The 22,707-nt window shown below is 64.1% G+C and carries 22 protein-coding genes and 1 pseudogene; 12 read left to right on the forward strand and 11 right to left on the reverse strand.

What is annotated here, in order from left to right:
* Window position 1: 1 nt before the first annotated feature.
* The 6 genes from U7230_RS14600 to U7230_RS14625 form a co-directional block, all read right to left on the reverse strand.
* Window positions 2-1,501 carry a sugar ABC transporter ATP-binding protein gene (locus tag U7230_RS14600; protein ID WP_324716561.1) on the reverse strand — a complete coding sequence of 500 codons (1,500 nt, stop codon included), beginning with the start codon at window positions 1,499-1,501 and terminating at the stop codon, window positions 2-4.
* Window positions 1,502-1,627: 126 nt separating this feature from the next.
* Entirely contained in the window at window positions 1,628-2,605 is a 978-nt protein-coding gene (locus U7230_RS14605) for an autoinducer 2 ABC transporter substrate-binding protein (RefSeq protein WP_324716562.1), read from the reverse strand.
* Between the two features lie 112 nt (window positions 2,606-2,717).
* On the reverse strand, window positions 2,718-3,518 hold the full coding sequence (locus U7230_RS14610) for a BtpA/SgcQ family protein (protein WP_324716563.1): 801 nt from the start codon (window positions 3,516-3,518) through the stop codon (window positions 2,718-2,720).
* 16 nt (window positions 3,519-3,534) lie between these two features.
* Window positions 3,535-4,398, reverse strand: a complete 864-nt coding sequence (locus U7230_RS14615) for a DeoR/GlpR family DNA-binding transcription regulator (protein WP_324716564.1) — start codon at window positions 4,396-4,398, stop codon at window positions 3,535-3,537.
* Window positions 4,399-4,764: 366 nt separating this feature from the next.
* Window positions 4,765-5,298, reverse strand: a complete 534-nt coding sequence (locus tag U7230_RS14620) for an acetylxylan esterase (protein ID WP_324716565.1) — start codon at window positions 5,296-5,298, stop codon at window positions 4,765-4,767.
* A 408-nt stretch (window positions 5,299-5,706) separates the two neighbouring features.
* Window positions 5,707-7,020, reverse strand: a complete 1,314-nt coding sequence (locus U7230_RS14625) for an IS110 family transposase (protein WP_324716566.1) — start codon at window positions 7,018-7,020, stop codon at window positions 5,707-5,709.
* Window positions 7,021-8,136: 1,116 nt separating this feature from the next.
* Between U7230_RS14625 and U7230_RS14630 the strand changes: the two genes are divergently transcribed.
* Together U7230_RS14630 and U7230_RS14635 are read left to right on the forward strand one after the other, a co-directional pair.
* The gene (locus U7230_RS14630; RefSeq protein WP_324716567.1) at window positions 8,137-8,751 is read left to right on the forward strand and encodes a hypothetical protein; all 615 of its coding nucleotides are present in this window, start codon (window positions 8,137-8,139) and stop codon (window positions 8,749-8,751) included.
* Between the two features lie 299 nt (window positions 8,752-9,050).
* Window positions 9,051-9,890 (forward strand): sulfite exporter TauE/SafE family protein, encoded by an 840-nt coding sequence (locus U7230_RS14635; RefSeq protein WP_324716568.1) that lies wholly within the window; start codon window positions 9,051-9,053, stop codon window positions 9,888-9,890.
* A gap of 60 nt (window positions 9,891-9,950) precedes the next feature.
* Here U7230_RS14635 and U7230_RS14640 read toward each other — a convergent pair whose 3' ends face one another.
* On the reverse strand, window positions 9,951-10,187 hold the full coding sequence (locus U7230_RS14640) for a hypothetical protein (RefSeq protein ID WP_324716569.1): 237 nt from the start codon (window positions 10,185-10,187) through the stop codon (window positions 9,951-9,953).
* On the opposite strand from U7230_RS14640, the gene U7230_RS15565 reads away from it, so the two are divergent.
* On the forward strand, window positions 10,140-10,277 hold the full coding sequence (locus tag U7230_RS15565) for an IS3 family transposase (RefSeq protein ID WP_404980694.1): 138 nt from the start codon (window positions 10,140-10,142) through the stop codon (window positions 10,275-10,277). The two genes, U7230_RS14640 and U7230_RS15565, sit on opposite strands and share 48 nt — an antisense overlap.
* A gap of 57 nt (window positions 10,278-10,334) precedes the next feature.
* Here the strand turns inward: U7230_RS15565 and U7230_RS14645 are convergent, their stop codons facing one another.
* Window positions 10,335-11,132, reverse strand: a complete 798-nt coding sequence (locus U7230_RS14645; protein WP_324716570.1) for an aminoglycoside adenylyltransferase domain-containing protein — start codon at window positions 11,130-11,132, stop codon at window positions 10,335-10,337.
* A gap of 134 nt (window positions 11,133-11,266) precedes the next feature.
* On the opposite strand from U7230_RS14645, the gene U7230_RS14650 reads away from it, so the two are divergent.
* Window positions 11,267-11,833 (forward strand): DUF402 domain-containing protein, encoded by a 567-nt coding sequence (locus U7230_RS14650; protein WP_324716571.1) that lies wholly within the window; start codon window positions 11,267-11,269, stop codon window positions 11,831-11,833.
* A gap of 81 nt (window positions 11,834-11,914) precedes the next feature.
* Here U7230_RS14650 and U7230_RS15570 read toward each other — a convergent pair.
* Window positions 11,915-12,106, reverse strand: a pseudogene (locus U7230_RS15570) (phosphorylase family protein); the annotation flags it as partial.
* A gap of 681 nt (window positions 12,107-12,787) precedes the next feature.
* Here U7230_RS15570 and U7230_RS14655 point away from each other — a divergent pair.
* The 8 genes from U7230_RS14655 to U7230_RS14690 all read left to right on the forward strand — a co-directional run bounded on the left by U7230_RS14655 (window position 12,788) and on the right by U7230_RS14690 (window position 20,668).
* Window positions 12,788-13,792 carry a sugar-binding transcriptional regulator gene (locus tag U7230_RS14655; protein WP_324716572.1) on the forward strand — a complete coding sequence of 335 codons (1,005 nt, stop codon included), beginning with the start codon at window positions 12,788-12,790 and terminating at the stop codon, window positions 13,790-13,792.
* Between the two features lie 7 nt (window positions 13,793-13,799).
* Window positions 13,800-14,831, forward strand: coding sequence for an alcohol dehydrogenase catalytic domain-containing protein (locus tag U7230_RS14660; RefSeq protein WP_324716573.1), 1,032 nt, complete (start codon window positions 13,800-13,802; stop codon window positions 14,829-14,831).
* Between the two features lie 68 nt (window positions 14,832-14,899).
* On the forward strand, window positions 14,900-15,328 hold the full coding sequence (locus U7230_RS14665; RefSeq protein ID WP_324716574.1) for an ATP-binding cassette domain-containing protein: 429 nt from the start codon (window positions 14,900-14,902) through the stop codon (window positions 15,326-15,328).
* A gap of 16 nt (window positions 15,329-15,344) precedes the next feature.
* Entirely contained in the window at window positions 15,345-16,313 is a 969-nt protein-coding gene (locus tag U7230_RS14670) for a sugar ABC transporter ATP-binding protein (protein ID WP_324716575.1), read from the forward strand.
* Between the two features lie 2 nt (window positions 16,314-16,315).
* On the forward strand, window positions 16,316-17,308 hold the full coding sequence (locus tag U7230_RS14675) for an ABC transporter permease (RefSeq protein WP_324716576.1): 993 nt from the start codon (window positions 16,316-16,318) through the stop codon (window positions 17,306-17,308).
* Window positions 17,309-17,389: 81 nt separating this feature from the next.
* Window positions 17,390-18,340: a sugar ABC transporter substrate-binding protein gene (locus tag U7230_RS14680; RefSeq protein WP_324716577.1), complete on the forward strand. Its 951-nt coding sequence runs from the start codon at window positions 17,390-17,392 to the stop codon at window positions 18,338-18,340.
* Between the two features lie 87 nt (window positions 18,341-18,427).
* The gene (locus tag U7230_RS14685; protein ID WP_324716578.1) at window positions 18,428-19,168 is read left to right on the forward strand and encodes a class I fructose-bisphosphate aldolase; all 741 of its coding nucleotides are present in this window, start codon (window positions 18,428-18,430) and stop codon (window positions 19,166-19,168) included.
* A gap of 12 nt (window positions 19,169-19,180) precedes the next feature.
* Entirely contained in the window at window positions 19,181-20,668 is a 1,488-nt protein-coding gene (locus U7230_RS14690) for a xylulokinase (RefSeq protein ID WP_324716579.1), read from the forward strand.
* Between the two features lie 255 nt (window positions 20,669-20,923).
* Here U7230_RS14690 and U7230_RS14695 read toward each other — a convergent pair whose 3' ends face one another.
* Window positions 20,924-21,730, reverse strand: coding sequence for a carbohydrate ABC transporter permease (locus U7230_RS14695; protein ID WP_324716580.1), 807 nt, complete (start codon window positions 21,728-21,730; stop codon window positions 20,924-20,926).
* Between the two features lie 32 nt (window positions 21,731-21,762).
* Window positions 21,763-22,692, reverse strand: coding sequence for a carbohydrate ABC transporter permease (locus U7230_RS14700; protein WP_324716581.1), 930 nt, complete (start codon window positions 22,690-22,692; stop codon window positions 21,763-21,765).
* Window positions 22,693-22,707 lie beyond the last annotated feature (15 nt).

Consider the following 22,707-nt stretch of genomic DNA (forward strand, 5'->3'; position numbering starts at 1 on the left):
GTCACGCTCCCGTTAGCGTCTGCGCCAGTTCGTTCTCACTGACGCGGCTCGACTCGAGCTCCTCAACGATCCGGCCCCTCCGCATCACCAAAATCCGGCCGCACGTGTGGAGGAGCTCCGGGATATCGTCCGAGATGATCAGCACCCCGATGCCCCGCTCAGCGAGCTTGAAGATGGTAGCATGGATATCCGCCTTGGAGCCGACGTCTACGCCCACCGTCGGGCCGTTGAGGATCAGGATACGGGGTTCGGTGGCCAGCCACTTGGCAAGGACGATGCGCTGCTGGTTCCCGCCCGACAGGCTCTGGACCGGCAGCAGGGCAGACGGCGTCATGACACGCAAGTTCGCAAGCCAGGTCTCGACCTCGGCCCCGGCCCTCCTCGTGTCCAGGAGCCGCCACCGGTTGGTGAGGCGGTCCACCACACTGGCGACGACGTTCTTGGCGATGGGCTGCACCAGGAAAAGCCCCTGTGTCAGCCGGTCCTCGGGCACGTAGCCGATGCCGTTTTGAATGGCATCCTGCACGTTGCGGATGGTGACGGGCTTCTCATCGATGTACACCTTCCCACGGTCGGGCGGACGAAGGCCAAAGAGGGCCATGGCCAGTTCCGTCCGGCCGGATCCGAGAAGGCCGGTGATGCCCAGAACCTCCCCTGGATACAACGCAAACGAGACGTCGGCGAAACTGCCGCGCTGGCCAAGCCCCTCGACTCGCAGGAGACTGTGCCCCCTTCGTGCCGAACTGGGCGCCCTGAAGGCGGTCTCTCGGATCTCCCGGCCAGTCATGTGGTAGGCAAGCTTCGCCCAGTCAAACTCCGAGGCCTCGCCGTCGGCCACCACCTGGCCATTTCTCATGACGGTGACCCTATCCGCGATCTCCAGAACCTCGTTCAGCTTGTGGCTGACGAAGAGGACCGAGATGCCTTTCTCTTGGAGGTCCTTCACAACGCGGAAGAGGGCACTGACCTCTTTGCGTGTCAGGGCCGTTGTCGGCTCGTCCATGATGATGAGCCGGGCGTCCTGGAGCAGGGCCCTCGTGATCGCAATCAGCTGCTTGCTGGCCACCGACAGGTCCTCAACGTTGGCCGTCAGGTCGATCTCGACCCCAATGCGCTCGATGGCTTCCCGGGCAATGCGGTGAATCTCCTTCCAGTTCACGAGACGGCGACCCTCCGACAGTTGCCGGTTGAGAGCGATATTCTCAGCCGCCGTGAGGTTGGGGAACAAGGAGAAGTCCTGGTAGATCACCTGGATGCCTTCGTGGACGGCTCCGATTGGGGTAAGCCGTTTGTACGCCCTGCCGTTGATGAGGATGACCCCGCTGTCGGGGTCGTACACGCCGGCGACGATCTTGATGAGGGTCGACTTGCCACAGCCATTCTCCCCGACCAGGCAGCGAATCTCCCCCCGGCGGATGGTCAGGTTGACGCCTCGTAAAGCCTGCACCCCGGCGAAGGACTTATAGATGTTCCTTGCCTCCAGGAGCACCTCGCCCGTCATTCGCTGCCCTTCCCCCCTGGGACCGCCTGCGGCACCTGGATGAAGCCTTTCGAGACGGCCAGGAGGCGGCGGGCAGCCGGTGGCCGTCGCACCGCTGCCCTGCCGCCGTTTCATGTCCCTTCCGGTCTAGAAGTTGTACTGGTCAAGGTTCTCTTTGGTCACATGAACCCATGCCTGGCCGTAGAGAACCTTGCCGTCCTGCTTGAGGTTCTCGTATCCCTTCACACCCAGGTTGATCCCGGCTCTAATCGGCTGCTTCTCAAGGACCATGAGCGCCAGCTGGTTCATGGCGTAGCCGGCGTCCGCAGGGTCCCAGAAGCCGATCATGTCAACCGCGCCGCTCCTCACGTACTGGCCGGAGACCGAGGGAATGCTGGTCCCCACCACGTGAACCTTGCCCTGAAGGCCCATCTCCTCGACGGCCAGCCCGGCTCCCGCCGGGTCGGTGGAAGCGCTGCCCTGAATGCCCTTGAGATCGGGATGCGCCTTCAGGAGCTCCTTCGTCTTCTCGTAAGCCCTTTGCTGGTCGTCATAGGCCTCAAACTTGCCGACGAACTGCATCTTGGGGTAGTTCTTCTTGGCATACGCAACCGCGGCGTCGACCCACTGGTTGTGCGACTTCGAGGTGAAGCTGCCGACAAACCCGGCCCACTTGCCCTCATAGTTCATCTTTTGGGCAAGCACCTTGATGAACTCCTCGCCATACGCTGCGTTATCGAACGCTTCGATGTCCCAATGGGTGTTGCGCTGGTTCTCCGCCTCGTGGGTGATCACCACGATGCCCTTGTCCATAGCCTTCTTCAGCACCGGCTCGAGAGCCTCTACGGAGAATGGGACGACGCAGATCGCATCGACCTTCTGGGCAATGAGGTCTTCGATCATCTGCACCTGCAGGGCTGCGTCCGCTTTCGCGGGGCCAACCTGGAAGGCGTTTACGTTCGGATGGTCCTTCGCGAACCTCCGGATCCCCTCTTCCATACGGTTGAACCATCCCACACCGCTCAGCTTGACAACCGTCGCGATGGTATAGGTCTTGGCTGCGGCCGCCTGGGCCACGGCGGTAACGAGAAGCAATGCCAACACCGGCACGATGCCTTTCTTCACAGATGCACCCTCTTTCACGAAGATCCGGCCACCCTAACAAACCCAATCAGGGAGACACGTATCCTGCAGGTTGAGGAAGCACACCACCTCCCGAAACTTGCGTCGCATGTCCTTATCCCCTCGCCGCTCCCACGAACCGCTTCACCCTGTCGGGGTCGACCGGCTTCCAGGTGTTTCCGTCCTGCTTGAGCGCGGTCCCAACGATGACCCCATCGGCGACCTGAAGGATCTCCCGCACGTTTTCGGCACGGACTCCCGTGTTGGCCACGACCGGGGTGTCCGGCACCGCTCTTTTCACCAGCTCCAGGTCGGGGAGCTGGGGCGCCTGGCCCGTCATGGTACCAGAAACCGCCACGACGTCGGCCAACGAGGAGAACACCACGCTTTGGGCGATCAAAGGCAGAGGCCGCTGCCCCAGGAACCCTGCGAACTCGGCATTGATGTTGAAGATGAGCTTCACGTGATCCGCCCCGATGTTCCGCCGGAAACGCAGGCTCTCCCCGGCGTTGGTGTTCCAGAGCCCCATGTCGCTGGAGTAGACGCCGGTAAAGACCTCCCGCACGAATCTGGCACCGGTTGCACTTGCGAGCGCGATCGCAGCTACGGGGTCCCACAACACGTCCACCCCGAAGGGCACCCGTATCTCCGATCGGAGCTGTCCGATGACGGACGCCATGGTGGCGAGGGTCGCCGGGCTAGCCTTCAATGTGTAGGGCCGGTCCCCCTCGTTGCAGAACATGATGGCGTCCACTCCGCCATCCTGAAGATGCCGGATGTCCCTGGCGACCCACTCCTTGATCCCCTCCAGCCCCGCCCGTGCGTCATAGAGCGGCGAACCCGGCATGGGCGGGAAGTGACACATGGCGATAATCGGTTTCTCGACACCCAGGAGCTCCCTGAACACGGTCGACACTCGACCACCCCTCTTCCTATACGACGGTTACCGGAACGCCCAGGCGTTCGAGGCCCTGCAGTACGTCGGGCGAAACGCCGGAATCCGTGATGATGTGGTGGATCCTTTCGAGTCCCGCTACCTTTGCCAGGGCCATGCCACCGAACTTGCTGTGGTCAACGACCAGAACGACCTGCCGCGCCGCCTCGATGATCAGGCGCTTCGTCGCCGCCTCAGCGAAGGTGGCGTTGCTGATGCCGTGGGTGAGGTCGACGGCGTCCGCGGATAGAAACGATTTGTTCACTTTCACTCCACGCAGCAGGTCCTCGGTGATCGGCCCGATCAACACGCTGAACCCCGAACGCCTGATACCACCGGTTACCACCAGCTGGGTGGTCGGGTCGAATTCGAGAATGGCCGCGATGAGGAGGTCGTTGGTGATGATGGTCAGGTTCTTGTGACCGGCCAGGTGGTGGGCAACCTGGAAGGTGGTGGAACCCGTGTCCAGAATGATCGTCTCGCCATCGGCCACCATGGCGGCGGCTGCCTGCCCAATGCGGCGTTTCTCGTCCTGGAACAAAACCCTCTTCTCTGAATAGAGTCGCTCATACGCCGTGCTGCTTTCGGGCAGCACGGCCCCGCCGTGGGTGCGGCTCACCAGGCCCTGGGTCGCCAGGAAATCGAGGTCGCGACGCACCGTCGCCACAGAAACGCCCAGCGCCGCGGCCAGCTCTTCGTTCTTGGCGCTCCGGTTGGCCCGGAGAAACTCGACTATCCGGCGGCGGCGCTCCGCCGGCACCACCGTCTCCCGTAGAGCCGTGGCACCCAGCCCCCAGTCATGGCGATGTTCGGGCATGGCGTTTTCCGCAAGTTTCTGGTCACTTTGGTTCGGCACCGGCACCCGGATCTCCTTCTTGTCGCGAGAAGATACCGTAGGTGGAGCTGCCTTCGCTCGCCGAAGGCCCGCGCCTTCGGCACCAGCCGGGACGGCGTTTGTCCATGGAGTTTGCTGATCGCTTCTGGTTGCTTCGCGTTCGACCCGGCACCTAACAGTCGGCTTGTTCAGGCGAAACGGCCCGAATCCAGGGGCCGGTGGCTTCCGCGGGGCCATGACCGAAGATGTTACCGGGTTGCTCGCATCTGATGTTTTCTGCACGGTGCCGTGCCCGGGCAGCTGGCAGCAATGTCACACCGAAGGGGTCGCCACGCTATCCGGCGACCCGTTCAGCGAGGCTGTGAGCCGGGCCGGGATGACTCCACGGCTCCCTCAGCCCAGCCTGTCCGCCAGCCGCCGCATCTTCGCCAGCTCGTGCGTTTCTGGGACCTCGTGGTAGCAGAAGCGGTAGAGCCTGACCTCTTTCTCCCCACCCCCGTGGTTGAAGGCGGCCATGGTCGTGGAAGGCGGGCATACGTCGTCGCTCGCGCCCACCGACCAGAACCCGGGCGCCTTGATCAGGGTCGCCAGGTTCATGCCGTCGAAGTAGGAGAGCGTCGCGAAGACCTGCTCCTCCTTCTCCGGCCACCTTCGCAGGTAGGCCTCGATCTCGAGATACGGGCCGGACGTGCTGATCTGGACGGGCCGTTCGAAGTTGCACAGGAACGCGCTGTCCGGCGCGTGAGCGGCCAGGCGTGGCTCAAGTGCCGCGGCCGCGATGGACAGGCCCCCACGCTGGCTTTCCCCCGTGGCCGCCACGCAGCCCGGATCGCCGAAGTCCAGGGATGCCGCCACGTCATACGCCCGGACGCAGTCGGCGTAAGCCCCACGGTAGTAGTGCGTCCCAGAAGTTCGAGCCTTGGACATGCAGAGCCTGCGCCAATAGCTCAACCACCCCGGTCGAAGGCCTGATGGGCCGAGATCCTCAGGAATAGGGGCTCCAGGTGCTCTTTCTCTTTTTCGCTGGAAAGGCCCGGTCCGGGCCTCCAGGAAAAGGCAAGCACCCCCGGGTGGCGCACCGACGGTCACCAGAAAGGACAACCAGGGGGTGCTCCAGCCGATGGGAGACTGCCCCTCCCGCCGGCGATTGCGACAGTGCTCTAAGGTCATTGTCAAGGGGTCGAGCTCTCTCCGAGACGCTGCCTGAACAGGTTCGCCGCATTGACAGCCCTCCTTCGGGTGGGCAGTTTAAGTACCGGGGGCTGGTAGTGTTGGGGACCAGCGGAGCGGTCCGCCGAATGCCTCTTGCGTCATGCCAGCCCTCGCCTGTGCTATTCAGGCGGCCGCGTTGCGCCGTCGCTGTCGCTGGCGCACCTCTTCGGGTACCTTCCACTGCTGGGCCAGGGCGCGAGCCCGGGCCGCCGTAATGGGTTGCCCCTCCAGATTCCGGAGTACGTAGGAGCGATGCTCTTTGAGCACGGTGAAGATCCGATCCAGCAAGTGCACGCCTACCTCGCACACCGCTTTGGCATGGGGAGCCCCCTTCATCACCATGGCCCGGTAGTAGATGAACGCGAGCTGTGGGTCGCTATGGCGGGCGCGATCGGCGGCCAAAAACAGGATCCGCTTCAGCCACGATGGGCCGGCTTTGCTCATCCGGCCGTGCCGCTTACGCAGCCCCGAGGCCTCGACCCGCGGCACCCACCCGCTATAGTCCCGCAGCTGCCGGCTGTGGACCAGCACCTGAACCAGCGGAGCCAGCGCCAGGAACGCCGGCGCCGCAACCCGACCGACGCCGGGCAGGCTCTCCACGGAGCCATCGGGATCCAGGAGCCGGTAGAGGGCGTAGTTGCGCTCTTGCACGCGTTCCAAAGCATCGCGGATGGTTTGCAACAGCTTCCACTCGGTGGAGATGACCGTATCCAGCCCGCTGGCGGGAGCGGCCGGGATCCAGCCCAGCGCCACCGCCTGCTGGCCCAGTTGCACGAGCTCGCGGGCCAGGCCGAGCGATACCTTTTTCCCGCTCTGGCGCTCAAGCGCCTCGGCCAAGGCTTCCGGGGTCTGGCGCGCCAGGCGGCTGGCATGGGTCCAATGCAGGTAGACGGCTTTGGTGAGCGGGCTGTCGAGATCCGATAGAACAGCTGGAAGGCCCGGGACCGCCTCATCGACGGCCGCTTTCAGCGCTTTGGTCACGTTGCCGAGCAGCATGGCGAGCTTGTGTTCCAGCTTCACCCCGCGACGCAGCGCCTCCCAGTGGGCGCCTGTAGGGCGCACCACTCGGTTGAGGTGCTCCGGATGGGCTCCCAGATGCGCCAGCGCCAGCGCATCGGTTCGGTCGGTCTTGCGCCGCTTGTCGCCCAGGGCCGCCCGCATGGCCTTCACTTGCTCCGCGCCGGCCCAGAAGACCGCGTGGCCCTGGTCCACCAGGTAGTAGGCCAGCATCTTGGAGACCCCGCCGCTGGGCTCCAGCACGAACCGAAACTCCGTCCCCTGGGGCGCCTGGCTCACCATCGTGTTCAGGAACTTCTCGAGCTCGGTGATGGCATGGGAAAACTTCGTCTTGCGTACCGGGCGCTGCTCGTCGTCAAGCACCTGCGCCGTGTGGGCCGACTTGCTCCCGACGTCGATCCCCACCATCCAGGTCGGCAATGTTCATACCCCCGATAGCGCTGAGATGTCAGGCGGGTAAGGGCCTCCCGGACGGCTGCAGCTCCAAACTTGTCTCTGATGAGGCGCCGCCGCTCGGCCCAAGAGGGCCGGAGGGCTCGCCAATGCTCTGTAATCGGGCCCTGGCAGCCGGCGGGAAGCAAACGCTCTGTCCGTCAAGGGCCTACGCCCTGATTCGTCTAGTGGTCGCCTCGTCCCGCCCCCGCCAGAGTAAGCCGTCGCTGAAGCGAGCCCTTCCAGCCACACTTATCCCCTTATCCACAGCCATCCACAGGGGTTCCCCCCGGCCCCCCTCCCCCGGGCTACTACGTCATGGTCGCGGGACGAGAGGCCTTCCGGGAAGGACCATACAAGTTCGTCAGGTACGCCGGATCTACCTTCCGCCTGGGCCCGCATCTGCACCGCCTGTGGGGTCACCGAAAGCGGGTGGAGATCCCGGGTGCCGTCATCGGCGGCGGCGTCCTCTTCGGCTTGGCCCTGCGGGTGCCGTCGCTGATGGAGCTGGACTGGTGGGTGCGCGAGGGGGCCTTTCGGAAGCTCCTGGGTGAGCGGCGTCCCCCCTTGCGCGACTGCATCCGGGACTGGGCCAGCCTTTCCGAGCCTCCGAGCGTGTGGGCCCTCCACGACACCATCCTGGCGACCGCGCGTCGCAACAGTGTGGCAGGGTGGCAGTGTGCACGGCTGGCACGTGGCCATCCCTGGATGGCACGGAGGCCTGGCGCACCGAGGCGCGCTGCTGTCCAGCCTGTCAGATCTACCACCACCGGGACGGGCGGGTGGAGGACGTCCACCGGATGGTGCTGCTCCAGACGGTGGCGCGGCCGGACCCGGGGGAGTCCGAGCGCGGGGGTTCCGGCAGGCGGGCGGCGTCGGGGCCGCCGCCGCTGGTGTGGGGGATGGAGGGACAGCTCCCGGGGGAAGGCGAGGTTGTGGCGGCCCGGCGGCTGTTGCGGCGCACGGTCGAGCGTCACGGCCACTTCTGCGACGTCCTGACGGTGGATGCGGGGTATGCGCAGGCACCGTTCCTCAACGAGATCCGGGAGCTCGGGCTGCACGCGGTGGTGCGGCTGAAAGACGAGCGCTACGAGGTGGTGAAGGATGCGGCGGAGCCGGCGCTGCGACAGCCGCTTTTCGACCCGGATCGGCTCGATCACCCTGGACGTGCGGCTCTGGGATACCCCGGGCCTGACGAGTTGGGAGGGCCTGCAGGAGCCCGTTCGGGTCGTCGATGCCGAAGAGGAGCTGAGCTGGTGCGAGATCCAGGGGAACACGACCTGGGAGTGCAAAGCCCTTCGCATCCTGGAAGTCGCCACGACCCTGAGCCCGGCCAAGGCGAGTGCCCGGGTGGTATGGGAGATCGCCCGGGCCCGATGGGGGGTGGAGAATGAGGGGTTTCGGGAGCTGAAGAGCCACTGGCACCTGGATCACGGCTTCCTCCACCACCCGACCGGCATGATGGTGTTGTGGGCGCCGCTGTCGGCGGGCTTCAAGGGGTTCCAGCTCTTCGTCGCCCGCCGCATCCGGAGGCGAAGCCCCCTCGAGGAGACGGACCGGGGGGTGGCCGAGCGGCTGCGGGCGGGGCTTCTGGTCCGGGATGCACCCCAGGACTCGTACCTCTGCGCAGGGGCTCGGCCTCTCAGAGCCTGCCACCACGCTCAGCTACATTCGCCAGCTAAGCCCCGACTCTTGGCAAGCGGAGGAAGTAAGCTGTAAACTGCTATAGGCTGCTTTTCGGCAGCCGACGCCGGCTGCCGCCGGCGAAGGGAAAGCGTGGCCACGCGGCCGATGCGGCCCAGCGGAACCTGGCACAAGCTCGTTCGTCGGACGGTCGGGACATGGTCCGTCGCGGAGAGCCGCTTGTCCCTGACGGGATCCGCACGCGATGCCGCGCGCGGCGCGCTTAGAAGCGACAGTGGCCCTCTAGCTCAGGCGGACAGAGCAGCAGTTTCCTACAGCCGCCTGTCGGAGCTTCGACTCCTCTCGGGGCCACCAGCAACGCCAAGGGTTTGTGAATGTTGTACCTCCTGCCCCTAGCAGGCCTGGCCATCGGGCTCCTTGTGTCGGTCATGGGAGGCGGGGGCGGAATCTTTTACGTCATCATCCTGACGGGGCTGTTCCACTTTCCGGTCCCCGTGACCGCCTCCAGTTCCCTGGCCACCATCATCCCGACCACTTTGACCGCCTTCCTCAGCCACTACCGCCAGGGTCATATCCGGCTCGAGGTGGCTCGGTGGGTCATCCTGGGGGCCATGGCGGGCACGGTGGCCGGTTCATTCGTAACGGCCTGGATACCGGAACCCTACCAGAAGAAGATGTTGGGCCTCACCCTCCTGGCCATGCTCGTCCCGATGGCTCGGCGCGCCCGCAAGGCGCAGCCGGCGGTAACCCGGTCGCCGGCCGGGTCATCGGACGGTGCCGGTGAGAGCTCGCTGACTGGCTCCGGCCGCGGCGATGCTCCCGGCGACGGCCCCTCCTCCGCGCCGAGTCCCCGGAGGCACGTCCTTGCCATCGCCTACGGCTTGCTGGCCGGCATCATGTCTGGGATGGTGGGCATCAGCGGCACCCCTCCGGTCATCGCCGGCCTGTACGCCCTCGGATTGAAGGCCAAGGAAGTCGTGGGCACCTCCTTGATGGTCCTGCTGGCCATCGGCATCACGGGGGTCGTCGCCCATTCCGCCCTGGGGGAGGTAAACTGGCCCATCGTCTTTCTGCTGGGGGCCGGTACGGTCACCGGCGCCTTCCTGGGGCCGCTTCTCCTCAGCCGTGCCAATCCGGCTGCACTGGAGAAGGTCTACGGCCCCTTCTTTTTGTTGCTCGTGGGGTTCTTCGGGGTGTACATGCTGATGGGTTAGGAGGTGAGACGAGGTGGCGAGCGCACCGTCCCTCAGCAGCCCAGCAAGTGCCGTAGCCCCTCACTCTTCTGCCGCCCGCAGCTCGGCCGAGCCGACGGCCGGCCGCCCGTGCCAGAGTTCGTGGCTGATGAGCAGGAGATGGCACACCTCCACGCCCCGGAAGCGGCCCAGCATGTACAGGGCCGAGGTTTCCATGCCGCGCTGCAGACGGAGCGGCTCAATCGCGGCCGCTGGCCGACCCGTCAGCTCCTGAAGACGGCCATCTTCGAGTACGTGGAGGGCTTCTGCAACCGCCATCGGCGCCACTCGGCCCTGGGCTCCCTGAGTCCGGACGAGTTCGAGAGGAGGTGGTACCTCCACCACGAAGCCCCCGTTACGGCTGGTTAGCCACAGGCTGTCCACAGAGACGGATCAACTCCGCCGCGCGCGGCGGGAACGCGAGCATCACCCGGAGTGCAGACCAAGCTGCTGCATCATGTACCGGACGAAGGCAGCCAGGCGGTCGCGCGGCGGTGCCAGGGCTGAAGGCTCGTCCCGATGAGCCGCCAGCGCCCAGGCCGCTACCTGCCTGTGGGCTTCCGGAAGCGTCATCGCCGCCCACGCACCCGCCTCGGCCTTGCTGGGGATGTCGCCATCAGCGAGGTAACGTGCCACTCGGCACAGGTTGAGGACGGTCGAGATGGGATTCTCCCCGACCGTGACCTGAGCATCGCCTACGTCCCGGAAGATGGCGTCCCGGTAGTCGTCGGGCGGGACCTCCGGGAAGACTTCAGCGATGGGTGCGCCGCAAAGACAGACCCCCCGGGCTCGCAGCACTGTCACGTGTGCCGCCAGATCCGGATCTGTCGCTGGCATGAGCTCCCGGGGATCCTGCAGCCGGGCGAGCGCGTCCCGTATGGGCTGGCGCCAGGCCTCACTGTAATGGAAAGCAAATGGGGTGGGGTGGCGCCAGGGATGCAGGTCCCCCATCGTCAGCACGTGGATTTCGAAGGGATGCGGGTTCCCGGAGTGTTCGAGTAGCCAGGCCGCCAGCGGCCGTCGGAAGGTCACGCCGGGAGCACTCTGAGTGACCACCAACAGGTCGAGGTCGCTGGCGCGTGGGTTGAAACCGCCCATGGCCAGGGACCCGTGCAGGTAAACCCCTACAAGAGACGGGCCGGAGAGGCCGCTCACGAGCGTGACGAACCCGTCGACGGCCTCATGCACGGAGGCGGGGCAGTCGGGCCAGCGATGGGGTTGCACGACGATTCCCTCCTCTCTCCTCCTCCGTCGCAGAAAGGGACACGGCGAGGAACGGTAAACCCATAGGGTACCCATCGCGAGGCGCACTTTGCCATGTTCCAGGCGACCTCGTGCGCTGCGGGGGGTGTCAGCTGATGCGCGACCGGGTGCGGGTACAGGCCCTCAAGTACGACGGAACGGTGTACCGCTGGTGGGACGTCACGGTGGAGCGCCGGGTCGGGACCCTGATCGTGACCTTCAACCCTCCGGGCCATCTCGTCTTCGACGCCACAGGCCCGTGGGCCGCGCGCGTGGCGGTCCGCGCCTACTACTGGCTGGATCGCCCCTACAACGTCTTGGAGACGTTCCGGCCGGACGGCGCGCCGGAGGAGCTGTACATCAACGTGGCCTCTCCCGCGTCGTGGCACGACGGCGTCCTCTCCTTCCGAGACTTCGAGCTGGACGTGGTGAAGCGGCCGGGCCTGCCCGCGACCATCGTCGACCAAGACGAGTTCGAGGAGGCGTGCCGTCGGTACGCCTACCCATCCCACTTCATCGCGCACTGCCGGGCGGTGGCGGAGGAGGCGTGTCGGGTCGCTGAGGGGTGGGTCTGGTCCAGGCTCGAACACCCGGCGGTGGGGCGGTGGGCAGCTGAGCCCAATCCCGTACGATCCTGTTCGGAGGGGGTACGGCGATGCGGAGTAAGGTCGGGCACCGGTTGAGCCGGCGCCTGTCGCTCTTGATGGTGGGGCTCGGCGCCATCGTGACGCACCGTCCCTCAGCGGACCAGCAAGTACCGTAGCCGCTTGCTCTTCTGCCGCCTGCAGCTCGGCCGAGCCGAAGGCCGGCCGCCCGTGCCAGAGTTCGTCGCTGATGAGCAGGAGATGGCACACCTCCATGCCCCGGAAGCGGCCCAGCACGCACAGGGCTGAGGTTTCCATGTCCACGCCCGCGACGCCTGCGGTAGCGTTCCACCTTGCTGCGGAGCGCTCTATACCGGGCGTCTGTCGTCCAGACGGTGCCGGTGACCGGCTGGATGCCCCGGGGTTCGCAGGCGGTCGGGATGAAGAAGCTGCCTACCGGCACGCCGGTCTGGATACTGCCGGCGTACCCCACGCTGATGAGCACGCGGGTGCCGCAGGCGATGAGTTCCTCGGACAGCACAACGGCTGCCCGAGCACCCACTCGTGACAAGGTGAGAGCGGGCATGTCTAGTCCGACGGGCTCCGGCCGATAGCCCGGTGGAACCGCACATACTGGCGGTACCGGGCCTCGTCCACTTCGCCGCAGGCCACGGAAGCCTTGACCGCACAGCCCGGCCGCACCAGCTTCATGAGACGGCGGGCCCACATAGTGCGGTCCCACGCCCGCTCACCGGGAGGGGGAAGAGGAGAACAAGACGGTACCGGGCGCTTCGCTGCCCCGGCAGAAGGCTCAACCCTGCCGGCGAACCGGGCGGTGCACCATCGGGCGCGCTATGGCGACACCGACTGGCACGAGATGACCTGCTTCCATCCTCACGGCACACCACCCCTTTCACGCCCGCCCCGAACCGCGTGAGGCAAGGCCATGAGCCGATCGCGAGGAGCGCTACCAGAATGAGACCCGCCCGACAGGGAAGTCAACGCCATGGGTGATCGCGGGGTCTTGACATTTCCGGTGCAGGGTGGTATCAATTGGAGTGGTGGGAAAACTTGCTGCAAAAACTTGCAACCACAGCGCTTGAGCCACCGAGCCCTGAGCGCGTCGCACGTGCGCTGCGGGTCGGCGAAATGTACTACATCGAGGGCAAGAGCCAGCAGGCGATAGCTCGGTCCCTCGGGTGCTCTGTCTCGACCGTGTCGCGGCTTCTGAGGGATGCGCTCGAATACGGCATTGTAACCATAACCGTGCGCAATCCTTTTGCCGTCGCGGACCGCCTGGCCAAGGAGCTTGAGAGCCGGTTCGGTCTGGCGCGAGCGGTGGTGGTGGGGGTCCATACCAAAGAAGAGGGTGCTCTTGCTATCGCTGTAGGGCGAGCCGCAGCCAGCCTTGCTATTGAAATCCTACAGGAAGGGGCACGCGTTGGCCTATCGTGGGGCAGGACAATGCTGGCACTTGTCGACTTTGCCTCGAGCAGCGCCCCCCAGCGCGCGATTACGGTTGTTCCACTGCTCGGCGGCATCGCCCAGATAAAGCCAGAGCTCCAGGTTGACGAACTGAGCGTGCGCCTGGCCCGAGCGTTCGGCGGCGAAGTGGTCCTGTTTCACGCGCCCGCGGTACTCAACCGGCCGGAAGCGAAGAGAGAGCTTTTGCAGGAGCCTTCGATCCAACGTGCTACCGGACTTTGGCGAAACCTCGACGTGGCGTTATTCGGGATTGGGGCAGAGATCCCGCATTCTCCCATGCTGTCGACAGGGTTGTACAATGACGAAGAAGTGGGAGAGCTCATCCGCTTGGGTGCCGTGGGCGACATTGCCGGTAACTTCTTTGATGAGCGCGGCGTTCCCCTCGACTCCGCTGCGAATCGGAAGCTGCTGGCCATCGACTTTGAAACCCTGAAGCGTATTCCTATTCGCCTCGCTGCCGCAGGAGGCCCGGCGAAGGTCCGAGCCATCTGCGGCGCTATCCGGGGTGGGATGGTGACCTACCTGGTAACCGACGAGTCCACAGCGGAAGCACTATTGCAGATGGGGGGTTGACGGGCGCATGAAGGCAGCTGTGTATGGCGGGCCTGGCAGGGTTCATCTGGAGGATATTCAGCGGCCGCAGGTGGCTGCCAACGAAGTCCTCGTGCGTGTCCGCGTAGCCCTCATATGCGGTACCGACGTCAAGACTTTTCTGCGTGGGCACCACTCGTTCAAACCCGGGGACATCCTCGGGCACGAATTCACCGGTATCGTAGAGGAAACAGGCCGCGACGTGACCGTCTGCAAGCCTGGTGACCGGGTAGCCGTCGCTCCGTACGTGAACTGTGGCTATTGCTTTTACTGCCGCCAGGGGCTCGAGGACCTGTGCGTCGACAAGAGCTACATATCAAACGGGGCGTTCGCCGAGTACGTCAAACTGACCGAGTTCCACGCACGGAAAGGTCTGTACATTCTGCCACCGGCTACATCTTTCGTACGGGGTGCCTTCTCAGAGCCGCTCGCTTGCGTCCTGAACGGCGTAGGCGACACCGGGATCGAGCCCGCTGATGTGGTCCTGATTATGGGAGCTGGCCCGATGGGACTCCTGCACCTGCTCGCGGCGCACCTGCGGGGTGCCACGAGGGTCGTCGTCAGTGAACCCCAGGCCCACCGCCGTGCCATGGCCTCCTCGTTGGGCGCTCATGCGATTCACCCCGAGGAGGCTTCCGAAGTCATCATGGCATACACGGAAGGCCGCGGGGCGGACCGGGTCATCGTCGCCAACGCGGTACCTGAACTGGTAGCGGCAGCTATGCAGCTTGTCAGGCCAGGAGGTCGAGTGACCCTCTTCGGTGGATTTGCCTCGGGGACAACTGTCAGCATTGACCCCAACCGGATCCACTATGGCCGTGTGGTCCTCGTGGGAGAGTCCGGATTTGCCCCGCTCCATTTCCACCGAGCCGCCGACCTTCTGGCCACGGGGCACGATGCGCTTCCGGTAGAGCGCCTGGTGACGCACCGCTTCAGCTTAGACGACATCCGGGAGGCGTTTGAGGTGGCGGCTTCGCAGCAGGCGGTCAAAGTCGAAATTGACGTCGAAGGAGGAGAGTAACCATCGCGGCCGTTCTGCGAGGCCTAGGGCTGACGAAGCACTACCCTGGACACACCGCCCTTCGAAGCGTGGACTTCGAGCTTCAGCTGGGTGAGATCCACGCCATCGTAGGGGAAAACGGCGCGGGCAAGTCCACGCTCGTCAAGATCTTGTCCGGCGCGATCCAGCCCAGCGCGGGTACGCTCGAACTATATGGCCAGCCAGTTGGTCTCCTCACGCCGTGGCATGCGCTCCGTCTCGGCATTGCGTCCGTGTACCAGGAACGCGACCTGGTTCCGCAACTGACGGCCGCTGAGAACATCCTACTGGGGATTGAGCCGCGGCGGCTGGGCTTCATCCGGGGACGCCTTCTCTTGGAGCAGGCTAAGGTTCTGTTGCAGCAGGTTGGGGTAGAGATCCCCCTCAACGTTCCTGTCGGGCAGCTTGGCGCCGCTGAGCAGCAACTGGTAGATATTTTGAAAAGCGTTTGCAAGTCACCCGCGAGTTCTTCTGCTTGACGAGCCGACTGCGAGCTTGTCCCGACAGGAGACCGACAGGCTCTTCATCCTGCTGCGACAGTGGAAGAGCCGTTCATCGATCGTGTTCATCTCCCACCGGCTGGAGGAAGTCCTGGAAGTCGCGGACCGCATCACCGTGCTGAGGGATGGCCAGAAGGTGGCAACGCTGCCTCGCGACCAGGCGTCCGTTGATCACCTCGTTTCCCTAATGGTAGCGAGGCAGATCGAGAATCGGTTTCCGAAGATTCCCGTCGCAGCTGGCCGAACAGTGTTGGAAGTCATGCACCTGACCACGAGAAAACTTCAGGATGTCAGCCTCACGGTCCGTCAAGGCGAGATCGTCGGCATCGCAGGCCTGGTAGGGTCCGGCCGCTCCAGCCTGCTGGAGACCATCTTCGGCATCTACAAGACTTGGCCAAGCGGAGTCCTCCTCGCTGGCCACCCCATTGGACATCTGCCGCCCCACGAGCGAATCCGGGTAGGCGTGTACCTCGTCCCGGAGAATCGTCGCTTGAAGGGTCTCGTCACGAGTGCCTCGGTGAAGGAAAACCTCAGCATGGTCCATCTCCGCGAAACCTGCTGTTGCGGGTTCGTCAATTTCCGCAGGGAGCACGCCATGGCACGTGAACTCGTCGACCGCTTCGATGTCCGAATTCGCAGCCTGAGCCAACCTGTCGCAACTCTGAGCGGCGGGAACCAACAGAAGGTGTCGATTGCGCGGTGGTTTGCCCGGAGCGGATCCGTACTTCTCCTGGACGAACCGACTCAAGGAGTGGACGTGGGAGCCAAAGAGGAAATTTACCGCCTCATGGTCGACCTGGCTCGGCAGGGTCTCGGCATCGTGTTCGTATCCTCGGAGCTACCCGAACTCCTCGGGATGAGCGATCGCATCTACGTCATGCGGGACGGACGTATCACCTCGGAATTCGAACGACAGCACTTTTCCCAGGAAGCCATCCTGAAGAGCGCCTTGGGGGGAAGCTAGGGTTGGGTGACGTCAGTCTAAAGCAACACACGCCCACCGGTGTGCGCGGAGCCTTTGTCGACCTACATGGCCTGCTGCGCCGTTACGGCGTGCTGTTCGCTCTCATGGGCCTCGTGATCCTGTTCGGGGCTCTCCGAAGAGAGTTCCTCGACCCTCACAACCTCGTGAACTTGCTGCGGCAGGTGTCTATGCTCACGATTGCCGCAACAGGGCTGACGTTTGCCATGATTGTGGGCGAGTTCGATCTCTCTTTCGGCGAGGTTTGCGGCCTCGCCGGAGTCGCCGTGACATCACTGTTACTGACCGGGTATGGCTTTTCGACCGCGTTGGCGTGCGGTCTGCTTCTGGGCGCGGCGTTTGGACTGCTAAACGGGGTCATGACCGTCAAGGTAGGGATTCCCTCCTTTATCACTACTCTCGGGAGTATGTCCCTGGCCGTTGGCTTCAACTTCTTCCTCACTCGAGGGCAGCCGGTTTACGGTAGCTTCCCTCCGGAGTTCAGCGCGCTGGGGCGCGGCTTCGTGGGGGCAATCCCGATCCCTGTCCTGGTCTCTGCGGGGGTGGTGGTTGTCAGTTTCGTCGTGGCGGAGCGCATGGCCATCGGGCGTTACATGTATGCGACCGGAGGTAATATTGTAGCAGCCATGCACTCCGGCATCCGAGTCACCCGCTACCGAATCCTCGGCTTGGTCTTATCGGGAACTTACGCTGCACTCGCCGGCGTCATCCTGGCCTCCCGGCTAGGCTCCGGCCAGCCGACGGCGGGAAGCGGGTTTCTGCTAGATGGGTTTGCAGCGGCGTTCCTGGGTACCACGGTGATGAAAGACGGGCTGCCAAACGTCGTCGGCACACTCGTGGGAGTAGCCGTGCTCGGCGTTCTGAGCAACGGCATGACTTTACTCGGGCTCCCCTACTACGCGGAGAACATCGTTAAAGGTGCCGTGCTTCTGGGGGCTGTGACAGTTTCACGGCTGGCGGCGCGGGCGGGGAGGTGATGCACAACGACCGAACTCGTCGCCGGACGGCTCACATGCCGGGAGTGCTGAGGAAAGGCTCTGAAGAGGGGGCTCCGTATCATGCGACAAGGGCGAGCGATCTGGGCGATCCTTCTACTGGCAGCAATCCTGGCTCTGGGCTTCCCTGGCTTCGTCGCGATCGCCGCCGGGGTGGAAGTGGGCCTGGCAGTTGCCAATCTCGGTGCGACGTCGCAGGCTCGCGTGGCCGCCGAGTTCGAGAAGGTCGCCTCATCCAAGGGATGGACCGTGATCACGACAAATGCAGCCGGATCATGGAGCACTTTCACCAGCCAGATGGAGAACCTCGTCTCGCGGCGCGTGCGGGCGATCGTGGTGGCGATGGCCGACCTGCCCAGCATCCAGCCAGCCATCGACTCGGCTCTCCGGGCCAACATCCCCGTGGTGGCCATCGACTCGGGGTACGTCCCGGGCATCGTCGTAAACATCACGATGAACAACTTCGTCGCCGGTGCGAAAGTCGCGCAGTACTTGGTCGATCGCTTGGGCGGGGAGGGGAATGTCATCCTTTTCAAGTTCCAGCAGCACTTCGGCACCCGCCAGCGCGGTAAGATCATGGACACCGTGCTCACCGAGTACCCGCGCATTAAGGTACTCGCGCAGCACGAGCTTCCACCAGTGGGCTTCGTTCAGGATGCTCAGGCTGCCATGGAAAACTTCCTGGCAAGGTACGGAGACCGCATCGATGCCGTTTTTGCACCATGGGACGACCCTGCGGCAGCCATCACGCAGGCCATCACGGCAGCTGGATACAAGCGGGATAGCATGTTCGTGGTGGGAATCGACGGAACCCGGCAGGCTTACGACATGATACGAGCGGGTACGCCCTTCGTGGCCACCGTCGCTCAACCCTTCGAAGCGTACGCGGACGAAGCTGTTCGCGTCGTGGAGGAACTGGTCGTGCACGGAAAGACCAAAGAACAAGTAACCGGTGGAGTGCCCACCATCTACCTGGATGCGCCCCTGATTACCCCGGCCAACGTGCCCCGCTGATCTAGGTATTGGCAAGAAGTGCTGGGGGGTCGGCCACCACACAACGCTCTGGCCCCCCAGCGCTCTCAGGAAGGGGCAGACGAGACCATGCCCGGTCTTGAACCGATCACCGGACCCGACGGTCGAACCCTCATCATCGCTATCGACCATGGAGGCACCTTCGGTCCCATGGAGGGCCTCGAGGATCCGCTGTCAGTGGCCAAAGCGGCCCTCGAAAGCGGCGCCGACGCTCTCATCGTGACGCTGGGCTTTGCGAAACGATACCACGGTGCCCTGGCCGGCGCGCCGCTCATCGTCCGCGTCGATGGAGGCACCTCCTCCATTGGGCCGGACTGGCGCCGTATGCGCCGGCTGTTCTCCGTAGAGCAGGCGCTCGAAGTAGGGGCCAGGGCCGTCATCGCCATGGGCTTCGTGGGATACGAGGGGGAAGCCGAGTCACTGGGGCAACTGGCTGAGGTCTGCGCGGAGTCCATGAAGCTACGCGTACCCCTGGTTGCCGAGATGCTGCCGGCCGGAAAGGAGGGGGAGACGGATCCGGATAGGCTTGCACTCGCTGCCCGCATCGGTGCCGAAATCGGAGCCGACCTTGTTAAGACGGGCTATACGGGGTCTCCGGACACCTTCCGAAAGACCGTGCGGGGCTGCTTCGTGCCGGTTGTGGTCCGGGGTGGCCCCAGGATGGCAGACGAGGAGCAGGTCGTAGAGACAGCGCGCGGCGCAGTGGCAGCGGGCGCCATCGGGGTTGCATTCGGCCGCAACGTCTGGCAGAGCTCCGACATGCGCGCCATGATTCGACGGCTGACGCAGGTCGTCCACTCCCGCCCATGAGGAGGCGCTGCGGTGGCTGATTTCCTGGTGGGCATCGACCTTGGAACCAGCAGCGTGAAGGTCGGCCTGGTCGCGGAAGACGGCCGGATCGTGGCCGTCGCCGCGCGCACGTACGAGACCTCTCATCCGTATCCGGGGTGGTCGGAGCAGCAGCCGGAGGAGTGGTGGGAGGCCACCGCCAGCGCGGCTGCAGCGGTCATGGATGCTCTCCCAGCGGACGGACACGTCGTCGGCGTCGGCCTAAGCGGCCAATCGCCGGGCCACGTCGTGGTCGCAGAAGACGGCACGCCTTTGGGCCCGGCCATTATCTGGTCCGATTGGCGAGCAGGTGACGAAGCCAGGCTAATATCGAACCTGGTGAACCCCGAGGAGATGCGACGGTACACGGGGTTCGGTTTCCCTGCCAATGCCTCCAACCCGTTGAGCCGGCTGCTTTGGCTTGTGCGTCATCGGCCCACCTGGATCGCCCGGGCGGCGGCCGTCCTTCAGCCGAAGGATTACATCGCCCTGCAGCTCACAGATAGGATGGCCACGGATCAGTACAGCGCGTTTTCGGTGGCTCACGTGATCGAGCGCTGTTACCATCCGGAGCTCTTTGACCGTCTTGGCCTCCCCACGAGCCTGCTGCCTCCGCTCCTTTCCCCGGAAGAGACTGTGGGGCAGGTTACCTCGGCGGCTTCCGCCGAGACGCGCATTCCGGAGGGTACCCCGGTTAAAATCGGAACCATTGACGCTTGGTGCAGCATATTCGGTGCTGGCGCTTTGCTGCGGGGAGTCGCCGTTGACATTGCGGGGACGTCGGAGGTCATCGCACTGGTAACTGATCAAGCCCCCTACCAGGCTGACAGCGGGCTCATGCCTCTGTGGCCGGGCCTGTTCTTCGCGGGCGGGCCGACTCAGGTGGGAGCGTCTGCACTGCATTGGGTTTGGGGAGCCCTTCTCACGGACCGGAGGTCGTTCGACCCCGTGGTTCTCGAGCAGACGGCCCAGGGTTCGGAGCCTGGGGCCGAGGGACTGGTTTTCCTACCGTATCTGAGGGGCGAACGCGCCCCGATATGGAATAGGCACGCGCGCGGCGTCCTGTTCAATCTGACTGACCGGCACCGGGCCTCTCACCTGGTTCGGGCCGTCTACGAAGGGGTGGCTTATAGCGTCCGCCATGTGCTGGAAGTCGCTTCCGCGGCCACAGGTCAGGCAGTGTATGAAGTCCGCGTAACGGGCGGTGGCTCCCGAAGTGCTTTCTGGAATCAAGTCAAGGCAGACGTTCTGGGATTGCCGGTGATCCAGCTGGAATCGCACGAGAGTGCCGTTCTGGGCGCGGCCATCCTTGCGGGTTGCCCGGATGGGCGTCCGGAGATGTTGTCCGACCTGGTGCAGCGCATGGTGCGGCCCGCGCGCAGCTACCCACCGGATATCCGCCACAAAGCCCGTTACGATCGGCTTTTCGAAACCTACAAAGCCTTGTATGCGGCAGTCAAAGACTTATACGAGCCTGTTTGAGTGCCGGTAGACAGGCAGAACCGCTCCACCAAAGGGCGCGAAGGGTACGGTCGGGGCCGCAACCGGAAGCGCCGGGGCTACCGACCACCTCTTACGACAGGCGGGTCTCGCCGTACCCGTTCCCCGGGAACCTAAGTCCTTCAGGACCTTGACTCCGCCCAGCAACCTTCAGCTACCTTCTCAGCGGAGGCTGCACACCGCCACGCCTCGGAAACTTCAAACGAACGAGCGGACACGCAGGGAGGCCGGGCTCAACTACCCCCTTAAGCCGCCCTGAGTCAAGCCCTCAACGAATCGCCGCTGCAGCAGCAGGAACAAGGCGGCAATGGGGATCAGCATGATAACGGCTCCAGCGCTGGTCATGCCCCAGTCCCGCCCGTAGCGGCTGGCAAAGGCCAAGAAGCTCGTCGTCACCGGCTTGAGCGCGTCGCTATGCAGGAATGTGACGGCAAACATGAACTCGTTGTAGGCCCAGAGTCCCACCACCAGCGCGGCCGTGAGAAACCCTGGCCACGACAAGGGGACGACAATGCGGGTAAAGATCAGCCACTCTGAGGCTCCATCCACTCGAGCCGCATCCTCGAAGTCCGGCGGGATGGTGAGCATGTAAGAGCGCAACAGAAACGTGGCAAACGGAGAGTACAGGGCACAGTAGATAATCACGATGCCGCCCAGGTTATCCAGTAGTCCGAGCCATTTCCATAGCACGAAGAGAGGTACCATGAAAAGCTGCGCGGGGATGCTCGTGCCAATGAGGAGGTACATCATTAGGAAGTTTGCCCCGCGGAAACGAAACCGGCTCAGCGCGTAGGCGGCCAAGCCAGCTACGAGGCAAACTCCGAGTATAGTAGCTGCGACAATGAGGCCGCTGTTACGCAATGTCACGGCGTAACGGCCCAGTGCCCAAGCCTTCGGGAAATTGCCCCATTCTACGCCTATCGTAGGCGGGCCAAGGGGGTTACGGGCAATATCCGGCACCGACTTAAGCGAATTGAAGAACAGCACCGACAGCGGTCCCAAAGAGAAAATCGCGAGGAGGGTGAGCACTACGTAGTTGACCACGAGGCGGCCCGTTGCCGCCCTGCGCTTACGTATCATATCTCCCATCCCCGCCGCCGCAACCACATGAATAGACTTACCACAATGGCCGTGAAGAGGCTCATGCTAAGCCCAACCGCTGCTGCATACCCAGCTTCGAATCGGGCAAACGCGGCCTGGTACGCCTCGGTTGCCAATACCTCCGACGAGTGGGCTGGGCCGCCGCGGGTCAGAATGTAGATGTAGTCGAAAACGAGAAACGACCATATGACTGTCATCAGCAATGTAAAGACCAGTGTCGGCCGGATCATCGGAAGGGTTACGTACCGGAACTCCTGCCACCGCCCCGCCCCCTCCAGGCGTGCCTCCTCATACAGCTGCGGATCCACCTGCTGCATGGCCGCGAGATAGACCACAACGAGGAAACCCCACCAGTGCCAGTTGTCCACGAAGGCTACCGTGTATAGAGCTGTCTCTTCCTTTCCGAGGAAGGCCACGTTGAAGTACGGGATGCCATGGTGTGCGAGCCACGGGCCGATGCCGAGCAGCGGATTCAGAATGTTGCGCCATATCTGGGCATTCACGACGCTAGCGATGATGTAAGGTATGAAGTACGCGATGCGATAGAGGATCTGGCCACGTCGGATTCCTGCGAGTAGCGAGGCACCGAGAAGCCCCATCGCGATGGGCACAGTGAGGAAGATGGCCGTCCACCTCAGGTTGTTGATCAGCGCGATGCGGTAGACGGGGTCATGTACCATCCGCACGAAATTGGCCACGCCTATCCATCGCGCATTCCCCATGCCCGTCCAGTCCGTGAAGGCGATGATGACGCTTCCTACCGACGGCCCTAACACCACGAGTACATTAAGCGCCAAGAGAGGGGAAAGGAACAGCCATGGCAAAAGACCCCGACGTGCGCGAGGGCGGCGCAAGACGCCCGCCCTCGCCTGTGCCTCTGCCCTAAGCTTGGCATGCACACCCATGCCGCCTCATTGCTC

The sequence above is a fragment of the Limnochorda sp. L945t genome (genome assembly GCF_035593305.1).
GTDB classification, from domain to species: Bacteria; Bacillota; Limnochordia; order Limnochordales; family Geochordaceae; genus Carboxydichorda; species Carboxydichorda subterranea.